The sequence below is a fragment of the Rhodoblastus sp. 17X3 genome, from assembly GCF_030056575.1.
GTDB lineage: Bacteria > Pseudomonadota > Alphaproteobacteria > Rhizobiales > Beijerinckiaceae > Rhodoblastus.
The window spans coordinates 272,564-291,474 of the sequence record NZ_JASHHX010000001.1 but is presented as its reverse complement, the minus strand read 5'-3'; the positions used below and the strand labels follow the sequence as shown (position 1 = coordinate 291,474).

The window sequence follows — 18,911 nt, the reverse complement described above, 5'->3', positions numbered from 1 at the left end:
CGCGCGTGACAGAGTGTCCGGCTTCGTCGTCAATCACGATCGTAACAGGCTCGGACGCGCCGGCCTGGACTACATGCCCTTCATCGTCGACTCCCGGAGGTGGCAGCTCACCAACTATTGCTTCGAGGAGGTCAGTCGCTCCGGCGAGTTCCCTGAGCGCGGCGTCGAAGCGGCCAGCGACATACTGCGCAGCCCAAACAATTTGGTCGTCACCAAGGATTGGGCTCGCCTGCTCGGCAGGCTTCGCCGTCAGCCGTTCGCCCGGTTCCCCCGATCGCACTCGGGCACGAGCAAGTTCCAGCATTTCTGCGGGCTCTTCCTCCTCGACGCCTCGCCGGATGCCGTCAACGAGTTCAAACGCGAGCCAGTCGGCGCCAACCTCGGTCAGAGTTTCGATCAGCGGCAGCAGGCGCGGGTCAAGGATTGCCATCGGCGGAGGCCCTTTCTGCAATTATGCGAAGAATGATCTTCGTCCACGCACACGGGCGACGAGCGAGCATCGTCAATCCCACGTAAGATTTTCGATTTTCTTGTTTAGTAAATCGTTAGGAAAGGCTCGGATTAATAAAGATTCGATGTCCCCGATCATTTCATCGGCCACTTGATAGGCGCTGACATACTCCGCAAGCTCATGCAGCCGAACGTTGATGGGTCGAATCTGCCGCCGCGTCTCGTCCGACGTGCGAAAGTCTTGGCGACGCTCCGGATGCTGCACCCGCAGGATACTCTGTAGACGGGGATCACGGTCCCGATTGTATGCGAGATTGATCTCCTTCCAGAGATGCTGAACCTTGGCCTTGCCCACATAGAGGGCGCGACCGCGGCTATCGTAAAAGATATAGACGCCTCGGTGTGTCTCCAACTCGCGCTTCAATCCGGAGAGGTAGGGGTGCTCGTCGTCACCTTTCCCGGCATTGAAGATGCGAAACGTCCCACCGTTACCCACTATAACTCGCTGGATCTGGAAAAATTCGACGACTGGAAGGATCGCCTCTGATTGGGTGCGGCGCTTGGACGCTCTTGCAACCGATCTGAGCAGTCTGGCCATGTGGCGCGCAGTGACACTTTCGCGCGCGCGCCAAATGGCTAGACCAGCAACGCTAATTCCAAGATGCTCTGCGACGGCTCGATCCGTCGGCGGACTCGATCCGGCAACCGTGATCGAAAGTCGAACCTGCTCGATAAGCTCTTCGCCCGTCATGATTCTCCCCCAACAATATGCTAGCGGCGAAGCAGAGGACTGCCAACATTTCCCCACGTTCAGGCGAGCCGATCGAAGATGGCTTTCGTGTTTGCCGCGGCGTTGGCGACCGGTCGTGTCCCAGGGAGTCGTTTAGCCGGACGGGCGCTATCCTGATAGCTGGTGATTTCCCCGAATTTCCGCCGATTACTGCCGCCCTACTGCCGCAGCCCGGCGCGGCTCCCAAAAAGCAAAAAGCCCTGAGCGCTGATTTATCCAGCAATCTCAGGGCTTTCGAAATGGTGGGCGCGACAGGGATCGAACCTGTGACCCCTACGATGTCAACGTAGTGCTCTCCCGCTGAGCTACGCGCCCGAAGCCAGTTGAACCGGCCCCGTCAAGGTTCGGGGTGTATATCGATTCGTCGCGGAGGGCGCAAGCCGTCGGCGGCAAAAAAAAGCTTCGTCTCTCAGGCCGCCAGCAGACGGGTCACTTCATTGACCAGATCGCGCAGATGGAACGGCTTGGAGAGAATCTTGGCCTGGCGCGGCGCCTGATTGTCCGGGTTGAGCGCGACGGCCGCGAAGCCCGTGATGAACATCACCTTGATGTCCGGGTCGAGCTCGGTGGCGCGGCGGGCGAGTTCGATGCCGTCCATCTCCGGCATCACGATATCCGTGAGCAGCAGTTCGAACGGCTCCTCGCGCAGCCGGTTATAGGCCGCGAGACCGTTGTCGAAGGAAATGACGGCATAGCCGGCGTTTTGCAGCGCCTTGACGAGAAAACGACGCATGTCGTTGTCGTCTTCCGCAAGCAGGATCTTCACCGATGACTGGATTTGGTGGTTCATGACACCCTCGTTCTTGCGAACCAGTTAAAGACCCATCGTGGTAAACAACAGGTGAAAAATCATTAAAATGCGGCGACAGTTAACGCATTTCGTTCTTTTCGTGGCGTGAGGGCGACAGGCTGGACATTCGCGCCTCGCGGCATCATGTTTGCAAGTCACGGAGGAAGCCGGCAGCGACCGGCTTCGGCCAGAACCAGGTTTGGACAAAGCATGCACGTTCTCGCGGACGACGCGGGTCGCGTCAGACCGCATTGTGAGACGATCGAGCCTGAACGGCTGATCTCGCCGCTTGTCTTTTCCTCGCCGCATTCCGGCCGGGCCTATCCGGCGGCGTTCCTCGCCGCCTCCGCGCTGGACCTCGAGACCCTGCGCAGTTCGGAGGACGTCGCGGTGGACGACCTCTTCGCCGCCGCGCCGCTTCATGGCGCGCCCCTGCTGCGCGCCAATTTTCCGCGCGCCTTTCTCGACGTCAATCGCGAACCCTACGAACTCGACCCCAAATTATTCGACCAGCCGCCGCCGGCCTACGCCAACACGCGCTCCTTGCGCGTCGCCGGCGGCCTCGGCACCCTCGCCCGCGTCGTCGCCGAAGGCCGGGCCATTTATCGCGACCGCATTCCGCTCGCGGAGGGGCTTGCGCGGATCGAAGCCTTCTACAAGCCCTATCACGCCCGGCTCGAAGCCTTGATGAACCGGACAGCACAGCAATTCGGGGCCGCCTATCTCATCGACTGCCATTCCATGCCCTCGCGCATGCCGACCGGCGATTCCCGCCGCCCCTATGAGCCGATCAACGCCGATATCGTCATCGGCGACCGCTATGGCGCGAGTTGCGACCCGGTCTTTTCCCACCGGGTCCACGCCCTGCTCTCGGGAATGGGCTATCGCGTGGCGCGCAACAAGCCCTATGCCGGCGGCTTCATCACGGAAAATTACGCCGTTCGCTCGCGCAACCGCCATGTGCTGCAAATCGAGATCAATCGCGCGCTCTATCTCGACGAGAAGACCCTCACGCTTCGCCCCGGCTTTGCGGGCCTCAAGGCCGACATCACCCGGCTGATCGCGCAGATCGCTCCCGCGGGCGCCCAGGCGGGAACAGGGCGCGACGGCGCCTGGCGTCAAGCGGCCGAATAGCGGGGATTTGCGCAAAAATCGGCTCGGCGGCCAATCTTGACCTTGGCTGCAAGACACTTGCCGCAAAAAAAGACCGCCAACGATTTGTCAGCGGCCCAAGTCAAGGGAGGAAACGCCCAAAAATGGGCCTCAACGGCGGAACGCGCCGCGATGAATAATGATGGCGCCGCGCCGCACAAAAAGCAAGGCTGTTCTGGGCCGTTATCACCGCATTCGGGCCGGCGGCCGGGCGCTCCCCGCCAAGACAAAGGCCGGCACCAATTACATAATGTTTTGTTTTAATGAAATATTATGTCAAATCTCAGGCTCCGGCGCCTCTCTCGCACTGCAACGTTAAACCTACTTTGGTCGGATGGGTTTTCGCGGCCGCCGCGCATTTTTTGGCCCCGGATTCGCCACGCTGGCCTTCACGCACGGATCGTGGCATGTCTCAAACGAATCACGGATGGCGAAAAAGACTCGGCGGGAGGGCGGCGCAATGACGGCGGTGGACTTTGTTCCCTTTGTGGAGCGGCTTGCCAAGGTTTCGGGCGAGGCGATCATGCCTTTCTTCCGCGCCGCTTTCGCGATGGAGGACAAGTCCGGGGGCGGCGTCTTCGACCCCGTGACCGAAGCCGACCGCGCGGCGGAGGCGGCCATGCGCCGGCTGATCGGCGAAGCCTTTCCACATCACGGCGTGATCGGCGAGGAATTTGGCGCCGATCGGCAGGACTCGGAATATGTCTGGGTTCTCGATCCGATCGACGGCACCAAGAGCTTCATCGCCGGCCTGCCGCTCTGGGGCACCCTGATCGGCCTGCTGCACAAGGGCGCGCCCTGCTACGGCCTGATGCACCAGCCCTTCACGCGCGAAAAATTCTTCGGCGATGGCAAGGCCGCGCATTGGGCCGGCCGCGGCGCCAATGGCGAAACGGCCTCGCGGCGGCTGCTGGCGCGCCCTTGCTCGGGGCTGGACCGCGCCACGCTCATGACGACATCGCCCAAGCTGATCCCGGAACCGCTGCGCCCGCGCTATGACGCGCTGGAAGCGAAAACGCGGCTGGCGCGCTATGGCGGCGATTGCTACGCCTATTGCATGCTCGCTGCAGGCCATGTCGACCTCGTTGTCGAGGCGGGGCTCAACGCCTATGACATCGTCGCCCTCATCCCCATCGTGCGCGGCGCGGGCGGGATCGTGACGACCTGGGACGGCGGCGACCCGTCAAAGGGCGGCGCCATTGTCGCGGCGGGCGACAAGCGCGTCCACGAGCAAGCGCTCGAGGCGCTAAACGCCGGTCTGTGAAATTTTTTCCGCCGCCTCGTGCAGAAAGCGCTCGCCGGGCGCGAAGGCGTCGAAGGCCGCCCAGAACTTGGCGCGGATTTCCGCGCGCTCCATCAGGATTTCATGGCGCGCGTCCGGCAGCACGACGCAGGTCGCCGTCTTGAGCCGCCGCGCGAAACGCTCGATGGCCGGCGTCGAAACAAGGCGCTCGTCGCCCGCCGCGAACAGGAGCGTCGGCGTGCGGATCCGTTCCGCATAGCCGTCCGCGGTCAGCCGATCCATCAGGTGATAGGCCGCATGGGCCCAGCCGACGGTCGGATCGCCGATGCCGACGGCCGGCGCCGCCTGGATGATCTCGGCCGCGCGGGCGTAACGCCGCTGGTCTCCGGTCAGGACATTGTTGACGAAGGGCTTTTCCATCAAGGTGCGCGGCCCGCCGCCCGGAACGAACAGCCGCGCGAGGCCGGTGTTGCGGAAACTCGCCGCGAGGCGGCGCGCCATATGCGAGCCGGGAAAGCCATGGAGATCGACCATCGGCGCCGTGCCGACGATCCGGGCGAAGGGCTCCTCTCCGTCGCAGGCGGCGGAATGGTCGAGCACCGCCGCCGCGCCCATGGAATGGGCCAGCGCAAACCAGGGCTTGGGACAGTCCGGCGCCAGAAGCTGGCGGATGAAGGCGTCGAGATCGAGCCGGTAATCGGTCGAGCGGCGCAGATGCCCCTTGCCGCGATTGCGCAGGAGGCGATGGGACAGGCCCTGGCCGCGCCAGTCAAAGGCCGCGACGACGAAGCCGCGCTCCAGCAACTCGCCAATGGTCTCGAAATATTTCTCGATGAATTCCGCTCGCCCCTGAATTACGGCCACGGTTCCGCGCGGAATTCCCTCGGGCCGCCAATAGGCCGCGCGGAGCTGCGCGCCGTCGCTGGCCCGCAGGCCGACAATATTGGCGCCGGGCGGGCAGCGGTTGGCGGGCGTATCATAGAGTTCCATGGAAATGTCCTGCGCGGGGCCGACAGATTCGCATAAATCCGCCGCCAGCGAAACCGCGCCGCGCGCACTTGAAAAAGCGCGGGGCGCTTCCAATCTCGTGTTCAGCGCGGGCCGATGACGGGCGCGCTCACACGGCGCGGCTCCGGCGCCCATTCGGACCGGACCGGCCGCATGTCGCTTCAACAGGAGGATGTGCAATGCGTCAATTTGATCTCTCCCCCCTCTACCGGTCGACCATCGGTTTCGACCGGCTGTTTTCGCTGCTCGACCAGGCCGGCGCGCCCGAAAGCGCGACGACGGCCTATCCGCCTTATAATATTGAGCGGACCGGCGAGAACGCCTATCGCCTGACCCTGGCGGTGGCGGGCTTTGGCGAAGCCGATCTGTCGATCGAGTCGCGCCAGAACGGCCTGACCATCAAGGGCGCGAAAGAAGCGCGGAAGGAGGGCGAGGCCAGCGACGTCCTTTATCAGGGCATCGCCGCCCGGGCTTTCGAGCGCCGCTTCCAGCTTGCCGACCACGTGCAGGTGACGGGCGCGCGCCTCGAAAACGGCCTGCTTCATGTCGATTTGATCCGCGAGATCCCGGAAGCGCAGCGTCCGCGCACGATTCCGATCGGCCGAGGCGCCCCTGCCCCTGTCGCGGCCCCCAAGGAATCCGCAAAGGAATCCCCAAAGGCGGCTTGATCGGGCGGCCAAAACCTGCACCGGAGAAGGAAACGGGCGCGCTGAGCGCCCGTTTTGTTGGCGACCGTGGCGCGCTTATTGCGGCAGCGGCTCGACCTTCGGCGCGCCCGCCGGACGCAGCGGCTTGATCGGGCTCAACGCGGAATCGGCGGGGTCAACCGCGCGCGGCCGCGCCGCCGCGCCGGGCTGTCCGGGAGCAGCCGGGCTAGCCGGCGCGGCGGAGACGGCATTGGCGCCGGAGGGCTGCGGTGGCGGAGCGGCGGGGGTCGCAGGCTCGCCAAGGCCCGTCGGCGCGGCGTTCGGCCCGTCGGGCGCATGGTCGGGAGGCGGTAGCGGCGCGCCGGGCGCGGACAAATCGGAGGCCGGCGCCCGCGGCGGACGGTCCTCGCGGCGGGCGATCACGGTAATGTCGAGAACCTCGCCGCTGATGGCGTCGAGGGTGAAGCGCTTGCGCGCGCCCTCGTCGTCACGGCCGATGGCGATGATGTCCGGACCGCGCAGGCGCGGCGCCCCGACGAGGCGCGCCCCCTCGCGGGCGAGAACGGCGCGGACCTGTCCCTGCGACAGATGCGGGGGCTCGGCCTGCGGACGCGGCGGCTCCGACTGGCCGCCGAACGGGAAGAATTGCGCGCGCGCCGGCCCGGCGCTCCAGAGGCAGACCGCCGCCAGCAGCGCAGGCGTCCAGCGCTTCACGCCCCGCGCCCTGCAGTTCTTCAGGAAATTCTTCAAGAAATTCTCCGAGCGTTCTTCCGAATCCGATTGCCGCCATCTATGCCACAAAGCCGACAGGCCGAAAATCTGCCCATGAACAATTCGGCGCGCAAAGCGGCTTTTTGCCTTCAAACCATTCAGGGCGACTGAAATTACGGCGCCTATTTCCAGAAAGTGAAAAAACTTTTGCCTTCGGCGGCCCCTGCGAACCCATGACGTCTTGTGTGGCAAGTGCTAATCTGGCAATGTCCCGCCTTGATAAATAGGACAGCTTTGCTGACCATTTATTGCCCTCACATTCCAGCCGGCTTGTCGCGCCGTCCGCCTGAGGCGACGGTCGCGTGAAAGCGGCGGGTCTGAAGGGTGGGACAGTCGAGAACACCAGGGGACCGTCGCTACCGACGCGGTCGCCATGATTGGGCAGGATGGACGGGCATGAACGAATTGACCAGGTCGAGTGATTTTCGCGCCGCGCCCTCCACGCAAGCCAAGGCCACGCCGGAGAATGGCGCCTTCGCCGCCGAGTCCGGCGCCCCCTCGATGGAGCAAGGGATGGTTTTCGCAACGGCCAATGGCTTGCCGCCGGCGCAGGGCCTGTATGATTCCCGCAACGAGCATGACGCCTGCGGCGTCGGCTTTGTCGCCAACATGCATAACGCCAAATCCCACGAAATCGTGCGGATGGGCCTCCAGATCCTGCTGAACCTCGATCATCGCGGCGCTGTCGGCGCCGATCCCAAGGCCGGCGACGGCTGCGGCCTGCTGATGCAGATCCCGCATCGCTTCTTCGCGGAAGAGGCCGCCCGTCTCGGCTTCTCGCTGCCGGCGCCCGGCGCTTACGCTGTCGGCGCGCTGTTCATGCCGCGCGACCCCGAAGCCCGCAAGGTCATCGAGGGCATCTTCGAGCGCGTGGTCGCCGAACACGGCCAGAAGGTGCTGGGCTGGCGCGATGTGCCGGTCGATCCGAGCGGCCTCGGCGAAACCGTGAAGCCGACCGAGCCCGCCCATCGCCAGATCTTCATCGGCCGCGGCGATTCCACGCCGGACCAGACAGTGTTCGAGCGCAAGCTGTTCCTGATCCGCAAGATCGTGTCCAACGCCGTCTATGCGCTGCACGATCCCAAGATGCAGGGCTGGTATCCGGTTTCGCTGTCGTCGCGGACCATCGTTTACAAGGGCCTGCTGCTTGCCTCGCAGCTCGGCGACTATTTCGCGGACCTGCGCGACGAGCGCGTCGAATCCGCCGTCGCCCTCGTGCACCAGCGCTTCTCGACCAACACCTTCCCGTCCTGGCAGCTCGCCCATCCTTACCGCATGGTCGCGCATAACGGCGAGATCAACACCCTGCGCGGCAATGTCAACTGGATGGCGGCGCGCCAGGCCTCCGTGGCCTCGCCGCTGTTTGGCGACGACATTTCCAAGCTGTGGCCGATCTCCTACGAAGGCCAGTCCGACACCGCCTGTTTCGACAATGCGCTCGAATTCCTGGTGCAGGGCGGCTATTCCATGGCCCACGCCATGATGATGCTGGTGCCGGAAGCCTGGGCCGGCAATCCGCTGATGGATGAAGAGCGCCGGGCCTTCTACGAATATCACGCCGCGCTGATGGAGCCGTGGGACGGTCCCGCCGCCGTGGCCTTCACCGACGGCCGCCAGATCGGCGCCACGCTCGACCGCAACGGACTGCGTCCGGCGCGCTATCTCGTCACCGAGGACGGCCTGGTGGTCATGGCCTCCGAAATGGGCGTCCTGCCGATTCCGGAAGACAAGATCATCACCAAATGGCGGCTCCAGCCCGGCCGCATGCTGCTGGTCGACATGGAGCAGGGCCGCATCATCTCCGACGACGAGATCAAGAAGAGCCTGGCCACTTCGCATCCCTATCGCGAATGGCTGAAGCGCGCCCAGATCCAGCTTGAAGACCTCAAGCCGGTCGAGGCCCGCTCCTCGCGGGCCGACGTGTCGCTGCTCGACCGTCAGCAGGCCTTCGGCTACACCCAGGAAGACACGGCGATTCTGATGGCGCCCATGGCCGTGACCGGCCAGGAGGCCATCGGCTCGATGGGCGCGGACACGCCGATCCCCGCCATGTCGTCGAAGTCCAAGCTGCTCTATAATTATTTCAAGCAGAACTTCGCGCAGGTCACCAATCCGCCGATCGACCCGATCCGCGAGGAGCTGGTGATGAGCCTCGTCTCCTTCATCGGCCCGCGTCCGAACATTCTGGACCATGAGGGCACCGCGAAGAAGAAGCGCCTTGAAGTCCGCCAGCCGATCCTCACCAATGCCGATCTCGAAAAGATCCGCTCGATCGGCCATTTCGAGGATTCCTTCGACACCAAGACGCTCGACGTCACCTATGCCGTCGAACTCGGCGCGCATGGCATGCAGTTCATGATCGAGCGCCTGTGCGACCGCGCCGAACAGGCGGTCACCGGCGGCTACAACATCATCGTGCTGTCGGATCGCATGACCGGTCCGGACCGCATCCCGATCCCGGCGCTGCTCGCCACCGCCGCCGTGCATCACCACCTGATCCGCAAGGGCCTGCGCACCTCGGTGGGCCTGGTGGTCGAGACCGGCGAACCGCGCGAAGTGCATCACTTCGCCTTGCTCGCAGGTTATGGCGCCGAGGCGATCAACCCCTATCTCGCCTTCGAGACGCTCGCCGACATGGCCGACGAGTTCCCGGCGGAAGTCGACGGCTACGAGGCGGTCAAGCGCTATATCAAATCCATCGACAAGGGCCTGCTCAAGGTCATGTCGAAGATGGGCATCTCGACCTACCAGTCCTATTGCGGCGCGCAGATTTTCGACGCCGTCGGCCTGTCGAAGGAGCTGGTGGACGCCTATTTCACCGGCACCGCCACGCCAATCGAAGGCGTCGGGTTGGAGCAGATCGCAATCGAGACGGTCGAGCGCCACAAGCTCGCTTTCGGCGACGCGCCGGTCTATCGCAATGCGCTCGACGTCGGCGGCGATTACGCCTATCGCATCCGCGGCGAGGCCCATAACTGGACGCCGGACACCGTCGCCCTGCTGCAGCACGCCGTGCGCGGCAACAGCCAGGAAAAATATCGCGCCTTCGCCAAATTGCTCAACGACCAGTCGGAGCAATTGCTGACCATTCGCGGCCTGTTCCGCATCAAGGACGCCAGCGAGGACGGCCGCAAGCCGGTTCCGCTGGAGGAGGTCGAGCCGGCGAGCGAGATCGTCAAGCGCTTCGCCACTGGCGCCATGTCGTTCGGCTCGATCTCGCGCGAGGCGCACACCACGCTTGCGATCGCGATGAACCGCATCGGCGGCAAGTCCAACACGGGCGAAGGCGGCGAGGAATCCGACCGCTTCAAGCCAATGCCCAACGGCGACACCATGCGCTCGGCGATCAAGCAGGTCGCCTCGGGCCGGTTCGGCGTGACGACGGAATATCTCGTCAATTCCGACATGATCCAGATCAAGATGGCCCAGGGCGCCAAGCCCGGCGAGGGCGGCCAGCTGCCCGGCCACAAGGTCGACGCGGTCATCGCCAAGGTGCGCCATTCGACCCAGGGCGTGGGCCTGATCTCCCCGCCCCCGCACCATGACATCTATTCGATCGAAGATCTGGCGCAGCTGATCTACGACCTGAAGAACGTCAATCCGCGCGCGGATATCTCGGTCAAGCTGGTGTCGGAAGTCGGCGTCGGCACGGTCGCCGCCGGCGTGTCCAAGGGCCGCGCCGATCACGTGACCATTTCCGGCTATGAGGGCGGCACGGGCGCATCGCCGCTGACCTCGATCAAGCACGCGGGCAGCCCGTGGGAAATCGGCCTCGCCGAGACCCACCAGACCCTCGTTCTGAACCGCCTGCGCTCGCGCATCCTGGTTCAGGTCGACGGCGGGTTGCGCACCGGCCGCGACGTGATCGTCGGCGCCCTGCTCGGCGCGGATGAATTCGGCTTCGCCACCGCGCCGCTGATCGCCGCCGGCTGCATCATGATGCGCAAGTGCCATCTCAACACCTGCCCGGTCGGCGTCGCCACCCAGGACCCGGTGTTGCGCAAGCGCTTCGTCGGCCAGCCCGAGCACGTCATCAATTATTTCTTCTTCGTGGCCGAGGAAGTCCGCGAATATATGGCCCAGCTCGGCTACCGCACGGTGAACGAGATGGTCGGCCAGATGCAGATGCTCGACCGCGACAAGGCGATCCAGCACTGGAAGGCCAATGGGCTCGATTTCGCCAAGCTGTTCCACAAGCCGCAGCCGCTCGACGGCCAGACCGTCTATCGCTCGGAGTTCCAGAACCACAATCTCGAAAAGGCGCTCGACAAGCAGCTGATCGCCCGTTCGGGCGTGGCGCTGGACCGCGGCGCGGCGGTGCGTCTGGAGACCGACATCTGCAACGTCAACCGCTCGGTCGGCGCCATGCTGTCCGGCGAAGTCGCGCGGATCTATGGCTACGCCGGCCTGCCGGACGACACGATCCACATCAAGGCCAAGGGCACCGCTGGCCAAAGCTTCGGCGCCTGGCTGGCCCATGGCGTCACGCTGGAGCTCGAAGGCGAGGCCAACGACTATGTCGGCAAGGGCCTGTCCGGCGGGCGCATCGTGGTCTATCCGCCGCGCGAAGCCAAGCACATCACGCCCGAATCCTCGATCATCGTCGGCAACACCGTGCTTTACGGCGCGATCTCCGGCGAGGTCTATTTCCGCGGCGTCGCGGGCGAACGCTTCGCGGTGCGCAATTCCGGCGCGATCGCGGTGGTGGAAGGCGCCGGCGACCATGGCTGCGAATATATGACCGGCGGCGTGGTGGTCGTGCTCGGCCCCACGGGCCGCAATTTCGCCGCCGGCATGTCGGGCGGCATCGCCTATGTGCTGGACGAGGCGGGCGATTTCCCGTCGCGCTGCAACATGGCCATGGTCGATCTCGAGCCGGTGGTCGAGGAGGAAGACCTCAACCAGCGCCTCAACCATCAGGGCGGCGACCTCGCCGGCCACGGCCGTGTGGATGTGATGAGCGACATGTCGCGCTTCGACGCCGAGCGCCTGCGCCAGCTCATCGCCAACCATGTGCAATATACCGGCTCGTCGCGCGGACGCGAGATCCTCGACAATTGGGACGCTTATCTGCCGAAGTTCCGCAAGGTCATGCCGGTCGAATATCGCCGCGCCCTCGCGGAATTGATGACGCAAACCGAACCGCGGCAGACCGTCGCCGCTGGCGAATGAGTTAGGGGAACGAAATGGGCAAGGTCACGGGTTTCCTCGAAATCGACCGGCAGGACCGCAAGTACAAGCCGGCCGCCGATCGCATCCGCCATTATAACGAGTTCGTGATTCCTCTCTCGGAGGAAGCCACGCGCGACCAGGCGGCGCGCTGCATGAACTGCGGCATTCCGTTCTGCCATAACGGCTGTCCGGTGAATAACCAGATCCCCGACTGGAACGATCTGGTCTATCGCAGCGATTGGGAAGAGGCGGCTCGAAACCTGCACTCGACCAACAACTTCCCGGAATTCACCGGCCGCGTCTGCCCCGCGCCCTGCGAGGCGGCCTGCACGCTGAATATCGAGGACACGCCGGTCACCATCAAGACGATCGAGTGCGCCATCGTCGATCGCGCCTGGGAGAACGGCTGGCTTCGCCCGGAGCCGCCTTCGGCCAAGACCGGCAAGAATGTCGCGGTCATCGGCTCCGGCCCCGCGGGCCTCGCCGCCGCCCAGCAATTGGCTCGCGCCGGCCATGACGTCCATGTCTATGAGAAGTTCGCCAAAGCGGGCGGCCTGCTGCGCTATGGCATTCCCGACTTCAAGATGGAGAAGCATCTGATCGACCGCCGCGTCGCGCAGATGGAGGGCGAAGGCGTCACTTTCCATTACGGCGTTCATGTCGGCGTCGACGTTCCGGCCTCGGACATCGTCGGCGGCCATGACGCAGTGATCCTCGCCGGCGGCTCGGAAAAGCCGCGCGACCTGCCGGTGCCTGGCCGCGATCTCGCGGGCGTGCACTTCGCCATGGAGTTCCTGCCGCAGCAGAACCGCCGCGTCGGTCGCGAAAACGCCGGCCCGGAAGAGCCGATCCTGGCTTCCGGCAAGCATGTCGTGGTCATCGGCGGCGGCGACACCGGCTCTGACTGCATCGGGACCTCGGTGCGCCAGGGCGCGCTGTCGGTCACGCAGCTCGAGATCATGCCAAGGCCGCCGGAGCGCGAAGAAAAGCTGACGACCTGGCCCTATTGGCCGCTGAAACTGCGCACCTCCTCCTCGCATCAGGAAGGCGCGGAGCGCGATTTCGCGGTCATGACCAAGCAGGTCCTCGGCGAGAACGGCGTGGTCAAGGCGCTTCAATGCGTGCGCGTCGACGGCAAGATGCAGGAAGTGCCCGGCTCGGAATTCGAGCTGCGCGCCGATCTCGTCCTGCTCGCCATGGGCTTCGTCTCGCCCGTGCATGAGGGCATGATCAAACAGCTCGGTGTCGCTCTCGACGGACGCGGCAATGTTCAGGCCGACACGCTCGCCTACAAGACCAGCCTCGACAAGATCTTCGTCGCGGGCGACATGCGCCGTGGCCAGTCGTTGGTGGTCTGGGCGATCCGCGAAGGCCGCCAGGCCGCGCGCGCGGTCGATCACTTCCTGATGGGCGCGACCAACCTGCCGCGCTGAGCGCGACAGTCTTCCCGAACACAGAGGCCGGCGCCCGCGCGCCGGCCTCTTTTTTTGCCCATGCTTTTTCGTGTCTTTTTATGCGTTCTATGTCATTTTTTCCGCAGGCTGGGGCAAGACTGGAAAAATGGCAGAATTTTACACAACCGCCGAAGTCGCGGCGCTGCTGCGCGTCAAGCAGCGCAAGATCTACGACATGGTCGCCGAAGGCGCCCTCCCCGTGCGCAAGATCACCGGCAAGCTGCTCTTTCCCCGCGCCGAGATCGAAAGCTGGCTCGGGACGCCCGATGGCGCGACCGCTGCGGAACCGGCGCCGGGCGCGGAAGAAACTCCGGAGCTTCCGCTCATCGCTGCGGGCGGGCATGATCCCCTGCTGGACTGGGCTCTGCGGGAATCGGAATCGGGCATAGCCGGCTTTTTCGACGGCGCGCTCGACGGGCTGGAGCGCGCCGAGCGGGGCTATTGCGTCCTCGCCGGGCTGCATATTCCGGAGGACGGCGGCTGGAACGCCGGGGCGGTCGCGGCGAGATTCGGACAAAAGCCCTGGGTCCTGATCGAATGGGCCAAGCGGCGCCGCGGCCTGATCCTGCGTCCCGGCCTGGTGAAGCCGCCCCATAATCTGCGAGGCGCGCGCGGCCTGCGCTTTCAGGCCCGCCAGTCGCGCGCCGGCAGCGAAATGGTGCTCGACCGCCTGCTGGCCGCGGAAAAAATGACGCGCGCCGATCTTCGCATCCTGGATGGCGTCGAGCGTTCGGAATTCGATCTCGCCGCCGCGCTGGCCGAGGGCCGCGCCGATGTCGGGCTCGGGCTCGAAGCGGCCGCTCGCCAGTTCAGGCTGGATTTCGTTCCGCTGATCGAAGAGCGGTTCGATCTGCTCGTCTGGCGCAAGATCTTTTTCGATCCGCCTTTCCAGAAACTGCTGGCGCTTTGCGCGACGGAGCGCTTCGCGGAAAAAGCCCGGACATTCGGCGGTTATGACCTGTCCAGCCTCGGCGCGGTCCATTTCAACGGCGCAAAATAGCCCCCGCGCGCTGTCGCAAAGCCGACATTTGTTCAAGTCAGGCCCCGTTTCGGGGCCTTTTGCTGCTGGCACATTCGTTGCTCCCGCAATGCGAAAAGCATCCGGAGCCAGTCATGATCACTCTGACGCCCGACGCCATTTCCGCGGCGCGCACCATTCTCGAAACCGCCAAGACCCCCGCGGACGGCTTGCGGATATTGGTCGAAGCCGGCGGTTGCTCGGGCTTCACCTACAAGATGGACCTCGAAAGCGCGACGCGCGAAGGCGACAATGTCGTCGAGGCCGACGGCGTGAAATTTTTCATCGACGAGCTCTCGCTCGACTTCGTGAAGGGCATGCGGGTCGATTTCGTCAGCTCGCTCGAAAAGTCCGGCTTCGTCTTCGAAAACCCCAACGCCACCACGCAGTGCGGCTGCGGCAAATCCTTCGCCTGATTTTCGGGAGCGCCGGGCATGGCTGTGGTCTATCTCGACAACAACGCCACCACACGGGTCGACCGCCAGGTCGTTCAGGCCATGCTGCCGTTCTTCACCGAATCCTTCGGCAACGCCTCCTCGACACATGATTACGGCGCGGCGGTGGCCCCCGCGCTGAAAGAGGCGCGCAAGCAGGTCCAAGCCCTGCTCGGCGCCGAATTCGACCACGAGGTGGTTTTCACCTCGGGCGGTACGGAATCCGACACAACAGCGATCTTCTCCGCGCTCGAGGCCTCGCCCGAGCGCAACGAGATCGTCGCCAGCGCGGTCGAACATCCCGCCGTGCTGAATGTCTGCCAGACTCTGGAGCGGACCGGACGCGCCAAAGTGCATTACATCGGCGTGGACGCGCAAGGCGATCTCGATATCGACGCCTATCGCGCCGCTCTGTCGGACAAGACCGCGCTTGTCTCGATCATGTGGGCCAATAATGAGACCGGCAAGATTTTCCCGGTCCCGGAACTGGCCGCCGAGGCCAAGGCCGTGGGCGCCATGTTCCACACCGACGCCGTGCAGGCCTTTGGCAAGATCGACATGGCGTTGAAGGGCGCCGCCATCGACCTGCTGTCGCTGTCGGGCCACAAGATTCACGGCCCCAAGGGCATTGGCGCGCTTTACGTGAAAAAGGGCGTGAAGTTCAGCCCGCTGTTTCGCGGCGGCAAGCAGGAGCGCGGCCGCCGCGCCGGCACGGAAAATGTGCCCGGCATTGTGGGCCTCGGCCTCGCGGCTGACATCGCCCGGCAGAACCTCGCCGCCGATCACGCCCGCATCAAGGGTTTGCGCGACCGGCTGGAGAGCGGCCTGCTGGCGGCGATCCCGCTCGCGCGCATCAATGGCGGCGGCGACAGCCGCCTGCCCAACACCTGCAATATTTCCTTCGATTACGCCGATGGCGAGGCCGTGCTGCACAAGCTCGACCGCGCGGGCGTGGCCGCCTCCTCGGGCTCGGCCTGCGCCTCCGGCTCAATGGAGCCGAGCCATGTGCTGCGGGCGCTGAACATCCCGCCTTACGCGCTGCAAGGCGCGATCCGCTTCTCGCTTTCGCGCGAAAGCACGGAGGACGACATTTCCCAGGTCCTCGCTACGTTGCCGGAGATCGTCGCCGCTACCCGGGAAAAATCGCCATTATGGGCGGAAGTCCGCTCCTCGCAAGTCGCGTGAGGCCCAAATGACCGGCGTCGCCTCCAACCGCATCCAGATCAACGACACCACCCTGCGCGACGGCGAACAGGCGCCCGGCGTGGTGTTCTCGCTTTCGGAAAAGCTGGCCATCGCGCGCGAACTGGCGGCGGCCGGCGTCGACGAGATCGAGGCGGGAACGCCGGCCATGGGCGACGAGGAAGTCGAGGCCATCGCCGCCATCGCCAGCGCCATTCGCGGGCCGCGCGTGACCGCCTGGTGCCGCCTGAACGAGGCGGATGTGGACGCGGCCCTGCGCGCCGGCGTGAAGGTCGTGAATATTTCCGCCCCGATGTCGCGCCTGCAAATGCGCGTGAAGCTGAAAAGCGAGCCGCAGGAGGTCGCCGAGCGCGTGACGCGGGTGATCGGCTATGCGCGCGAAAAAGGGCTCGAAGTCGCGCTGGGCGGCGAGGATTCCTCGCGCTCCGATCTGCGCGACGTCGCCCTGATCGCGGGGGCGGCGGCGCGGCTCGGCGTGTTCCGTTTCCGCTTCGCCGACACGCTCGGCCTGCTCGATCCGTTCTCGACCTATGAATATATCCGCCAGCTGCGCGAAGTGACCGACCTGCCGGTCGAGTTCCACGGCCATAACGATCTCGGTCTCGCCACCGCCAATACGCTGGCGGCGATGCGCGCGGGCGCCAGCCACGCCAGCGTCACCGTGCTAGGTCTGGGCGAGCGCGCCGGCAACGCCCCGCTGGAGGAAGTCTGCGTCGCCCTGCCGCGCACGGCCGACGCCCGCACCGGCGTCGATCTGACCCGACTGGAGCCTCTGGCCGGCCTGGTCGCCCATGCCGCGCGCGATTCCATTCCACGTGCAAAGCCTATCGTCGGCGCCGATATCTTCACGCATGAATCGGGCATTCACGTCGCGGGCCTGCTTTCCGACGTACGGACCTATCAGGGCCTCGACCCCGCCATGCTGGGGCGCCGCCACAAGGTGGTGATCGGCAAGCATTCCGGCATCGCCGCCGTGCGCGCGATCTGCGCGGCCGCGGGCCTCGACATCGGCGGCGGCGTTGGCGCGGCGGTTTTGGCGCGGGTCAAATCCATCGCCAAGCTCACCAAGTCCCTCGTGCCCGACGCGCGCGTGCGCCAGCTGGCGTGCGAGGAAATGGCGCGGAGTGAACGTCACGACTCGCTCTGACGACAATTCAAGCAACATCTGAGGAGCAGGAATGAGCGCGGGCTTTTTTGTCGACTGGAACGGCGATCTTCGCAGCACGGAAGAACCCGGCGGCGGCTATCATTGCGACGTGGATCTTCCGGCGCGCTATGTCGCCGTTCTTTCCAAGAACGGCGCGCTGATCCACGAGGCCACCCTTTACAAAACGGAAGCGGACCTCGAAAAGGCAGGGATCAAGGCCAAGCTCGTTCCCGGCTCCCATCCCTGGGCCGCCGCCAAGGATGGTTTCTGAGCAAGGGTTCTGGGCAAGGCCTTTGCACCGCAAAAAGGAGCGCAGCTATGGTTCCGATGACCATTCTCGTCGACGAAAAACCGCGCTGCGTCGTCCGCCCCAACGACATGAAAGGGCTGCAGCGCTTTCTCCGCAACGGCAAAAGCTGGCTACTGGCGGAAAACCCCGACGCCTCGCTGAGCTACCGCGAAGCGGACGAGGCGGAAAAGGCGGTCTGGTCCAACGCGCTCGGCCTGCATCGCGCCTGGGGCGGCGACGAAGAGGATTATTTTGGGGCGCCTTTGTAAATCGGGTTTGCCTTGCGCGCGACTGGTCGCGAGCAACGAATTCCCTGAATCGCCTCTGCCTCTCATTCGCTCCTGTCGGTCGAAATCTAACGCCCGGTTCTCACCAGCAAATGGATCAGGACGGCAGAAAACGTCTTATGCCCGAACGGGCCGTTTTGACCCGTCGGCGACTCGCGGTTTACAGATCAGCTCACAGATGCCATGTTTAAACTTCACCTGATCTGCCGTCCAGGAGATCGCTCGTGTCGGGATCTTCCAATTATGTTCTCGGCCACTCCGATGCGGAAATTGAACGCCTGCAACTCCAGGCCAAGGTTCTGGAAGGCCCGACCCGTCGGCTGATCCATGAATGCGGGATCCGCCCGGGCATGCGCGTGCTCGACATAGGTTGCGGCGCGGGCGACGTGTCGATGCTTCTTGCTGATGTTGTCGGAATGAACGGAACCGTGGTCGCCGTAGACCGGGAGCGGCACGCAATTGATGTCGCGCGCAGCCGTGCCGATCAGGCGGAATACAGCCAGATCGAGTTCGACGTCGCCAATGACGAGAGCTTCGAACGATATGCGCCGTTCGACGCTGCGATCGGACGCTACGTTCTTGTCCATCAACGCGACCCGGCGCAAATGGTGCGGCGCACAGCGGCGGCGGTTAAAACCGGCGGCATTGTCGCCTTTCTGGAAGGCGCGTTCCAGTCGAACGGCGACGTGCGACCTCCGAACGAACTCTATCGAATGATCGGCGATAGCATTGTTTCGGCATGCCGTGTTGTGCTTCCGGCTCACGATGTGACCGGAAGAATAATCGCCACCTTTGAAGAGGCCGGTTTGCCAAATGCCCAGGTAATCTGGGAGTCAATCGTCGCCGGCGCAGATTCCTTCCTGCCGCGCTATGTCGTCACGTCCTATCGCGTGTTCCTGCCGATTATCCAACAATTGGGACTCGATCATTCCGAAATAGGCGATCCCGCGACTCTCTATGAGCGCCTTTTGGCGACCGCTGCGGCGTCTCGCGCTCAGTTCGTTTCATTGCCCCAAGTGGGAGCCTGGGCTGTGCGGCCCTGACGAGTTGAAACCT

17 protein-coding genes and 1 tRNA gene are annotated in these 18,911 nt (G+C 64.5%); 13 read left to right on the top strand and 5 right to left on the bottom strand.

Annotated elements, in window-relative coordinates; genetic code table 11:
* Positions 1-13 precede the first annotated feature (13 nt).
* Positions 14-466 carry a hypothetical protein gene (locus QM467_RS01445; RefSeq protein ID WP_283364498.1) on the top strand — a complete coding sequence of 151 codons (453 nt, stop codon included), beginning with the start codon at positions 14-16 and terminating at the stop codon, positions 464-466.
* 36 nt (positions 467-502) lie between these two features.
* Here the strand turns inward: QM467_RS01445 and QM467_RS01440 are convergent, their stop codons facing one another.
* From QM467_RS01440 to cpdR, 3 genes are all read right to left on the bottom strand, one after another.
* The gene (locus QM467_RS01440; protein WP_283364497.1) at positions 503-1,201 is read right to left on the bottom strand and encodes a hypothetical protein; all 699 of its coding nucleotides are present in this window, start codon (positions 1,199-1,201) and stop codon (positions 503-505) included.
* A gap of 279 nt (positions 1,202-1,480) precedes the next feature.
* Positions 1,481-1,555, bottom strand: a tRNA-Val gene (locus QM467_RS01435).
* 94 nt (positions 1,556-1,649) lie between these two features.
* Positions 1,650-2,006 carry a cell cycle two-component system response regulator CpdR gene (cpdR, locus tag QM467_RS01430; protein ID WP_446737719.1) on the bottom strand — a complete coding sequence of 119 codons (357 nt, stop codon included), beginning with the start codon at positions 2,004-2,006 and terminating at the stop codon, positions 1,650-1,652.
* 234 nt (positions 2,007-2,240) lie between these two features.
* On the opposite strand from cpdR, the gene QM467_RS01425 reads away from it, so the two are divergent.
* Both QM467_RS01425 and hisN read left to right on the top strand, forming a co-directional pair.
* The gene (locus QM467_RS01425; protein WP_283364495.1) at positions 2,241-3,164 is read left to right on the top strand and encodes an N-formylglutamate amidohydrolase; all 924 of its coding nucleotides are present in this window, start codon (positions 2,241-2,243) and stop codon (positions 3,162-3,164) included.
* 478 nt (positions 3,165-3,642) lie between these two features.
* Positions 3,643-4,446: a histidinol-phosphatase gene (hisN, locus tag QM467_RS01420; RefSeq protein ID WP_283364494.1), complete on the top strand. Its 804-nt coding sequence runs from the start codon at positions 3,643-3,645 to the stop codon at positions 4,444-4,446.
* On the opposite strand, the gene QM467_RS01415 is transcribed toward hisN, so the two are convergent.
* Positions 4,429-5,415 (bottom strand): alpha/beta fold hydrolase, encoded by a 987-nt coding sequence (locus QM467_RS01415; RefSeq protein WP_283364493.1) that lies wholly within the window; start codon positions 5,413-5,415, stop codon positions 4,429-4,431. The genes hisN and QM467_RS01415 overlap by 18 nt on opposite strands.
* 197 nt (positions 5,416-5,612) lie before the next feature.
* Here QM467_RS01415 and QM467_RS01410 point away from each other — a divergent pair, with 197 nt between their 5' ends.
* Entirely contained in the window at positions 5,613-6,101 is a 489-nt protein-coding gene (locus QM467_RS01410) for an Hsp20 family protein (protein WP_283364492.1), read from the top strand.
* Positions 6,102-6,176: 75 nt separating this feature from the next.
* Here QM467_RS01410 and QM467_RS01405 read toward each other — a convergent pair whose 3' ends face one another.
* Positions 6,177-6,830: a hypothetical protein gene (locus QM467_RS01405; protein WP_283364491.1), complete on the bottom strand. Its 654-nt coding sequence runs from the start codon at positions 6,828-6,830 to the stop codon at positions 6,177-6,179.
* 522 nt (positions 6,831-7,352) lie between these two features.
* On the opposite strand from QM467_RS01405, the gene gltB reads away from it, so the two are divergent.
* The 9 genes from gltB to QM467_RS01360 all read left to right on the top strand — a co-directional run bounded on the left by gltB (position 7,353) and on the right by QM467_RS01360 (position 18,898).
* A complete protein-coding gene (gene gltB, locus QM467_RS01400) occupies positions 7,353-12,023 on the top strand; it encodes a glutamate synthase large subunit (RefSeq protein WP_283364739.1) in 4,671 nt (1,556 codons plus the stop codon).
* Positions 12,024-12,037: 14 nt separating this feature from the next.
* On the top strand, positions 12,038-13,456 hold the full coding sequence (locus QM467_RS01395) for a glutamate synthase subunit beta (RefSeq protein ID WP_283364490.1): 1,419 nt from the start codon (positions 12,038-12,040) through the stop codon (positions 13,454-13,456).
* A 127-nt stretch (positions 13,457-13,583) separates the two neighbouring features.
* Complete coding sequence (locus QM467_RS01390) at positions 13,584-14,477, top strand: helix-turn-helix transcriptional regulator (RefSeq protein WP_283364489.1); 894 nt, start codon at positions 13,584-13,586, stop codon at positions 14,475-14,477.
* Between the two features lie 113 nt (positions 14,478-14,590).
* Positions 14,591-14,911, top strand: a complete 321-nt coding sequence (locus tag QM467_RS01385) for a HesB/IscA family protein (protein WP_283364488.1) — start codon at positions 14,591-14,593, stop codon at positions 14,909-14,911.
* Between the two features lie 18 nt (positions 14,912-14,929).
* Entirely contained in the window at positions 14,930-16,114 is a 1,185-nt protein-coding gene (nifS, locus tag QM467_RS01380; protein ID WP_283364487.1) for a cysteine desulfurase NifS, read from the top strand.
* A 7-nt stretch (positions 16,115-16,121) separates the two neighbouring features.
* Complete coding sequence (gene nifV / locus QM467_RS01375) at positions 16,122-17,279, top strand: homocitrate synthase (protein ID WP_283364486.1); 1,158 nt, start codon at positions 16,122-16,124, stop codon at positions 17,277-17,279.
* Between the two features lie 31 nt (positions 17,280-17,310).
* Positions 17,311-17,550 (top strand): hypothetical protein, encoded by a 240-nt coding sequence (locus QM467_RS01370; protein ID WP_283364485.1) that lies wholly within the window; start codon positions 17,311-17,313, stop codon positions 17,548-17,550.
* A 47-nt stretch (positions 17,551-17,597) separates the two neighbouring features.
* Positions 17,598-17,837 carry a hypothetical protein gene (locus tag QM467_RS01365; RefSeq protein WP_283364484.1) on the top strand — a complete coding sequence of 80 codons (240 nt, stop codon included), beginning with the start codon at positions 17,598-17,600 and terminating at the stop codon, positions 17,835-17,837.
* A 242-nt stretch (positions 17,838-18,079) separates the two neighbouring features.
* The gene (locus tag QM467_RS01360; protein ID WP_283364483.1) at positions 18,080-18,898 is read left to right on the top strand and encodes a class I SAM-dependent methyltransferase; all 819 of its coding nucleotides are present in this window, start codon (positions 18,080-18,082) and stop codon (positions 18,896-18,898) included.
* Positions 18,899-18,911: the final 13 nt, after the last annotated feature.

Bases quoted from the DNA above. Each gene is read 5' to 3' on its own strand.
- QM467_RS01440 (WP_283364497.1), bottom strand. From the start codon at position 1,201: ATGACGGGCGAAGAGCTTATCGAGCAGGTTCGACTTTCGATCACGGTT.
- QM467_RS01425 (WP_283364495.1), top strand. From the start codon at position 2,241: ATGCACGTTCTCGCGGACGACGCGGGTCGCGTCAGACCGCATTGTGAG.
- hisN (WP_283364494.1), top strand. From the start codon at position 3,643: ATGACGGCGGTGGACTTTGTTCCCTTTGTGGAGCGGCTTGCCAAGGTT.
- QM467_RS01415 (WP_283364493.1), bottom strand. From the start codon at position 5,415: ATGGAACTCTATGATACGCCCGCCAACCGCTGCCCGCCCGGCGCCAAT.
- QM467_RS01410 (WP_283364492.1), top strand. From the start codon at position 5,613: ATGCGTCAATTTGATCTCTCCCCCCTCTACCGGTCGACCATCGGTTTC.
- gltB (WP_283364739.1), top strand. From the start codon at position 7,353: ATGGAGCAAGGGATGGTTTTCGCAACGGCCAATGGCTTGCCGCCGGCG.
- QM467_RS01395 (WP_283364490.1), top strand. From the start codon at position 12,038: ATGGGCAAGGTCACGGGTTTCCTCGAAATCGACCGGCAGGACCGCAAG.
- QM467_RS01390 (WP_283364489.1), top strand. From the start codon at position 13,584: ATGGCAGAATTTTACACAACCGCCGAAGTCGCGGCGCTGCTGCGCGTC.
- QM467_RS01385 (WP_283364488.1), top strand. From the start codon at position 14,591: ATGATCACTCTGACGCCCGACGCCATTTCCGCGGCGCGCACCATTCTC.
- nifS (WP_283364487.1), top strand. From the start codon at position 14,930: ATGGCTGTGGTCTATCTCGACAACAACGCCACCACACGGGTCGACCGC.
- nifV (WP_283364486.1), top strand. From the start codon at position 16,122: ATGACCGGCGTCGCCTCCAACCGCATCCAGATCAACGACACCACCCTG.
- QM467_RS01370 (WP_283364485.1), top strand. From the start codon at position 17,311: ATGAGCGCGGGCTTTTTTGTCGACTGGAACGGCGATCTTCGCAGCACG.
- QM467_RS01365 (WP_283364484.1), top strand. From the start codon at position 17,598: ATGGTTCCGATGACCATTCTCGTCGACGAAAAACCGCGCTGCGTCGTC.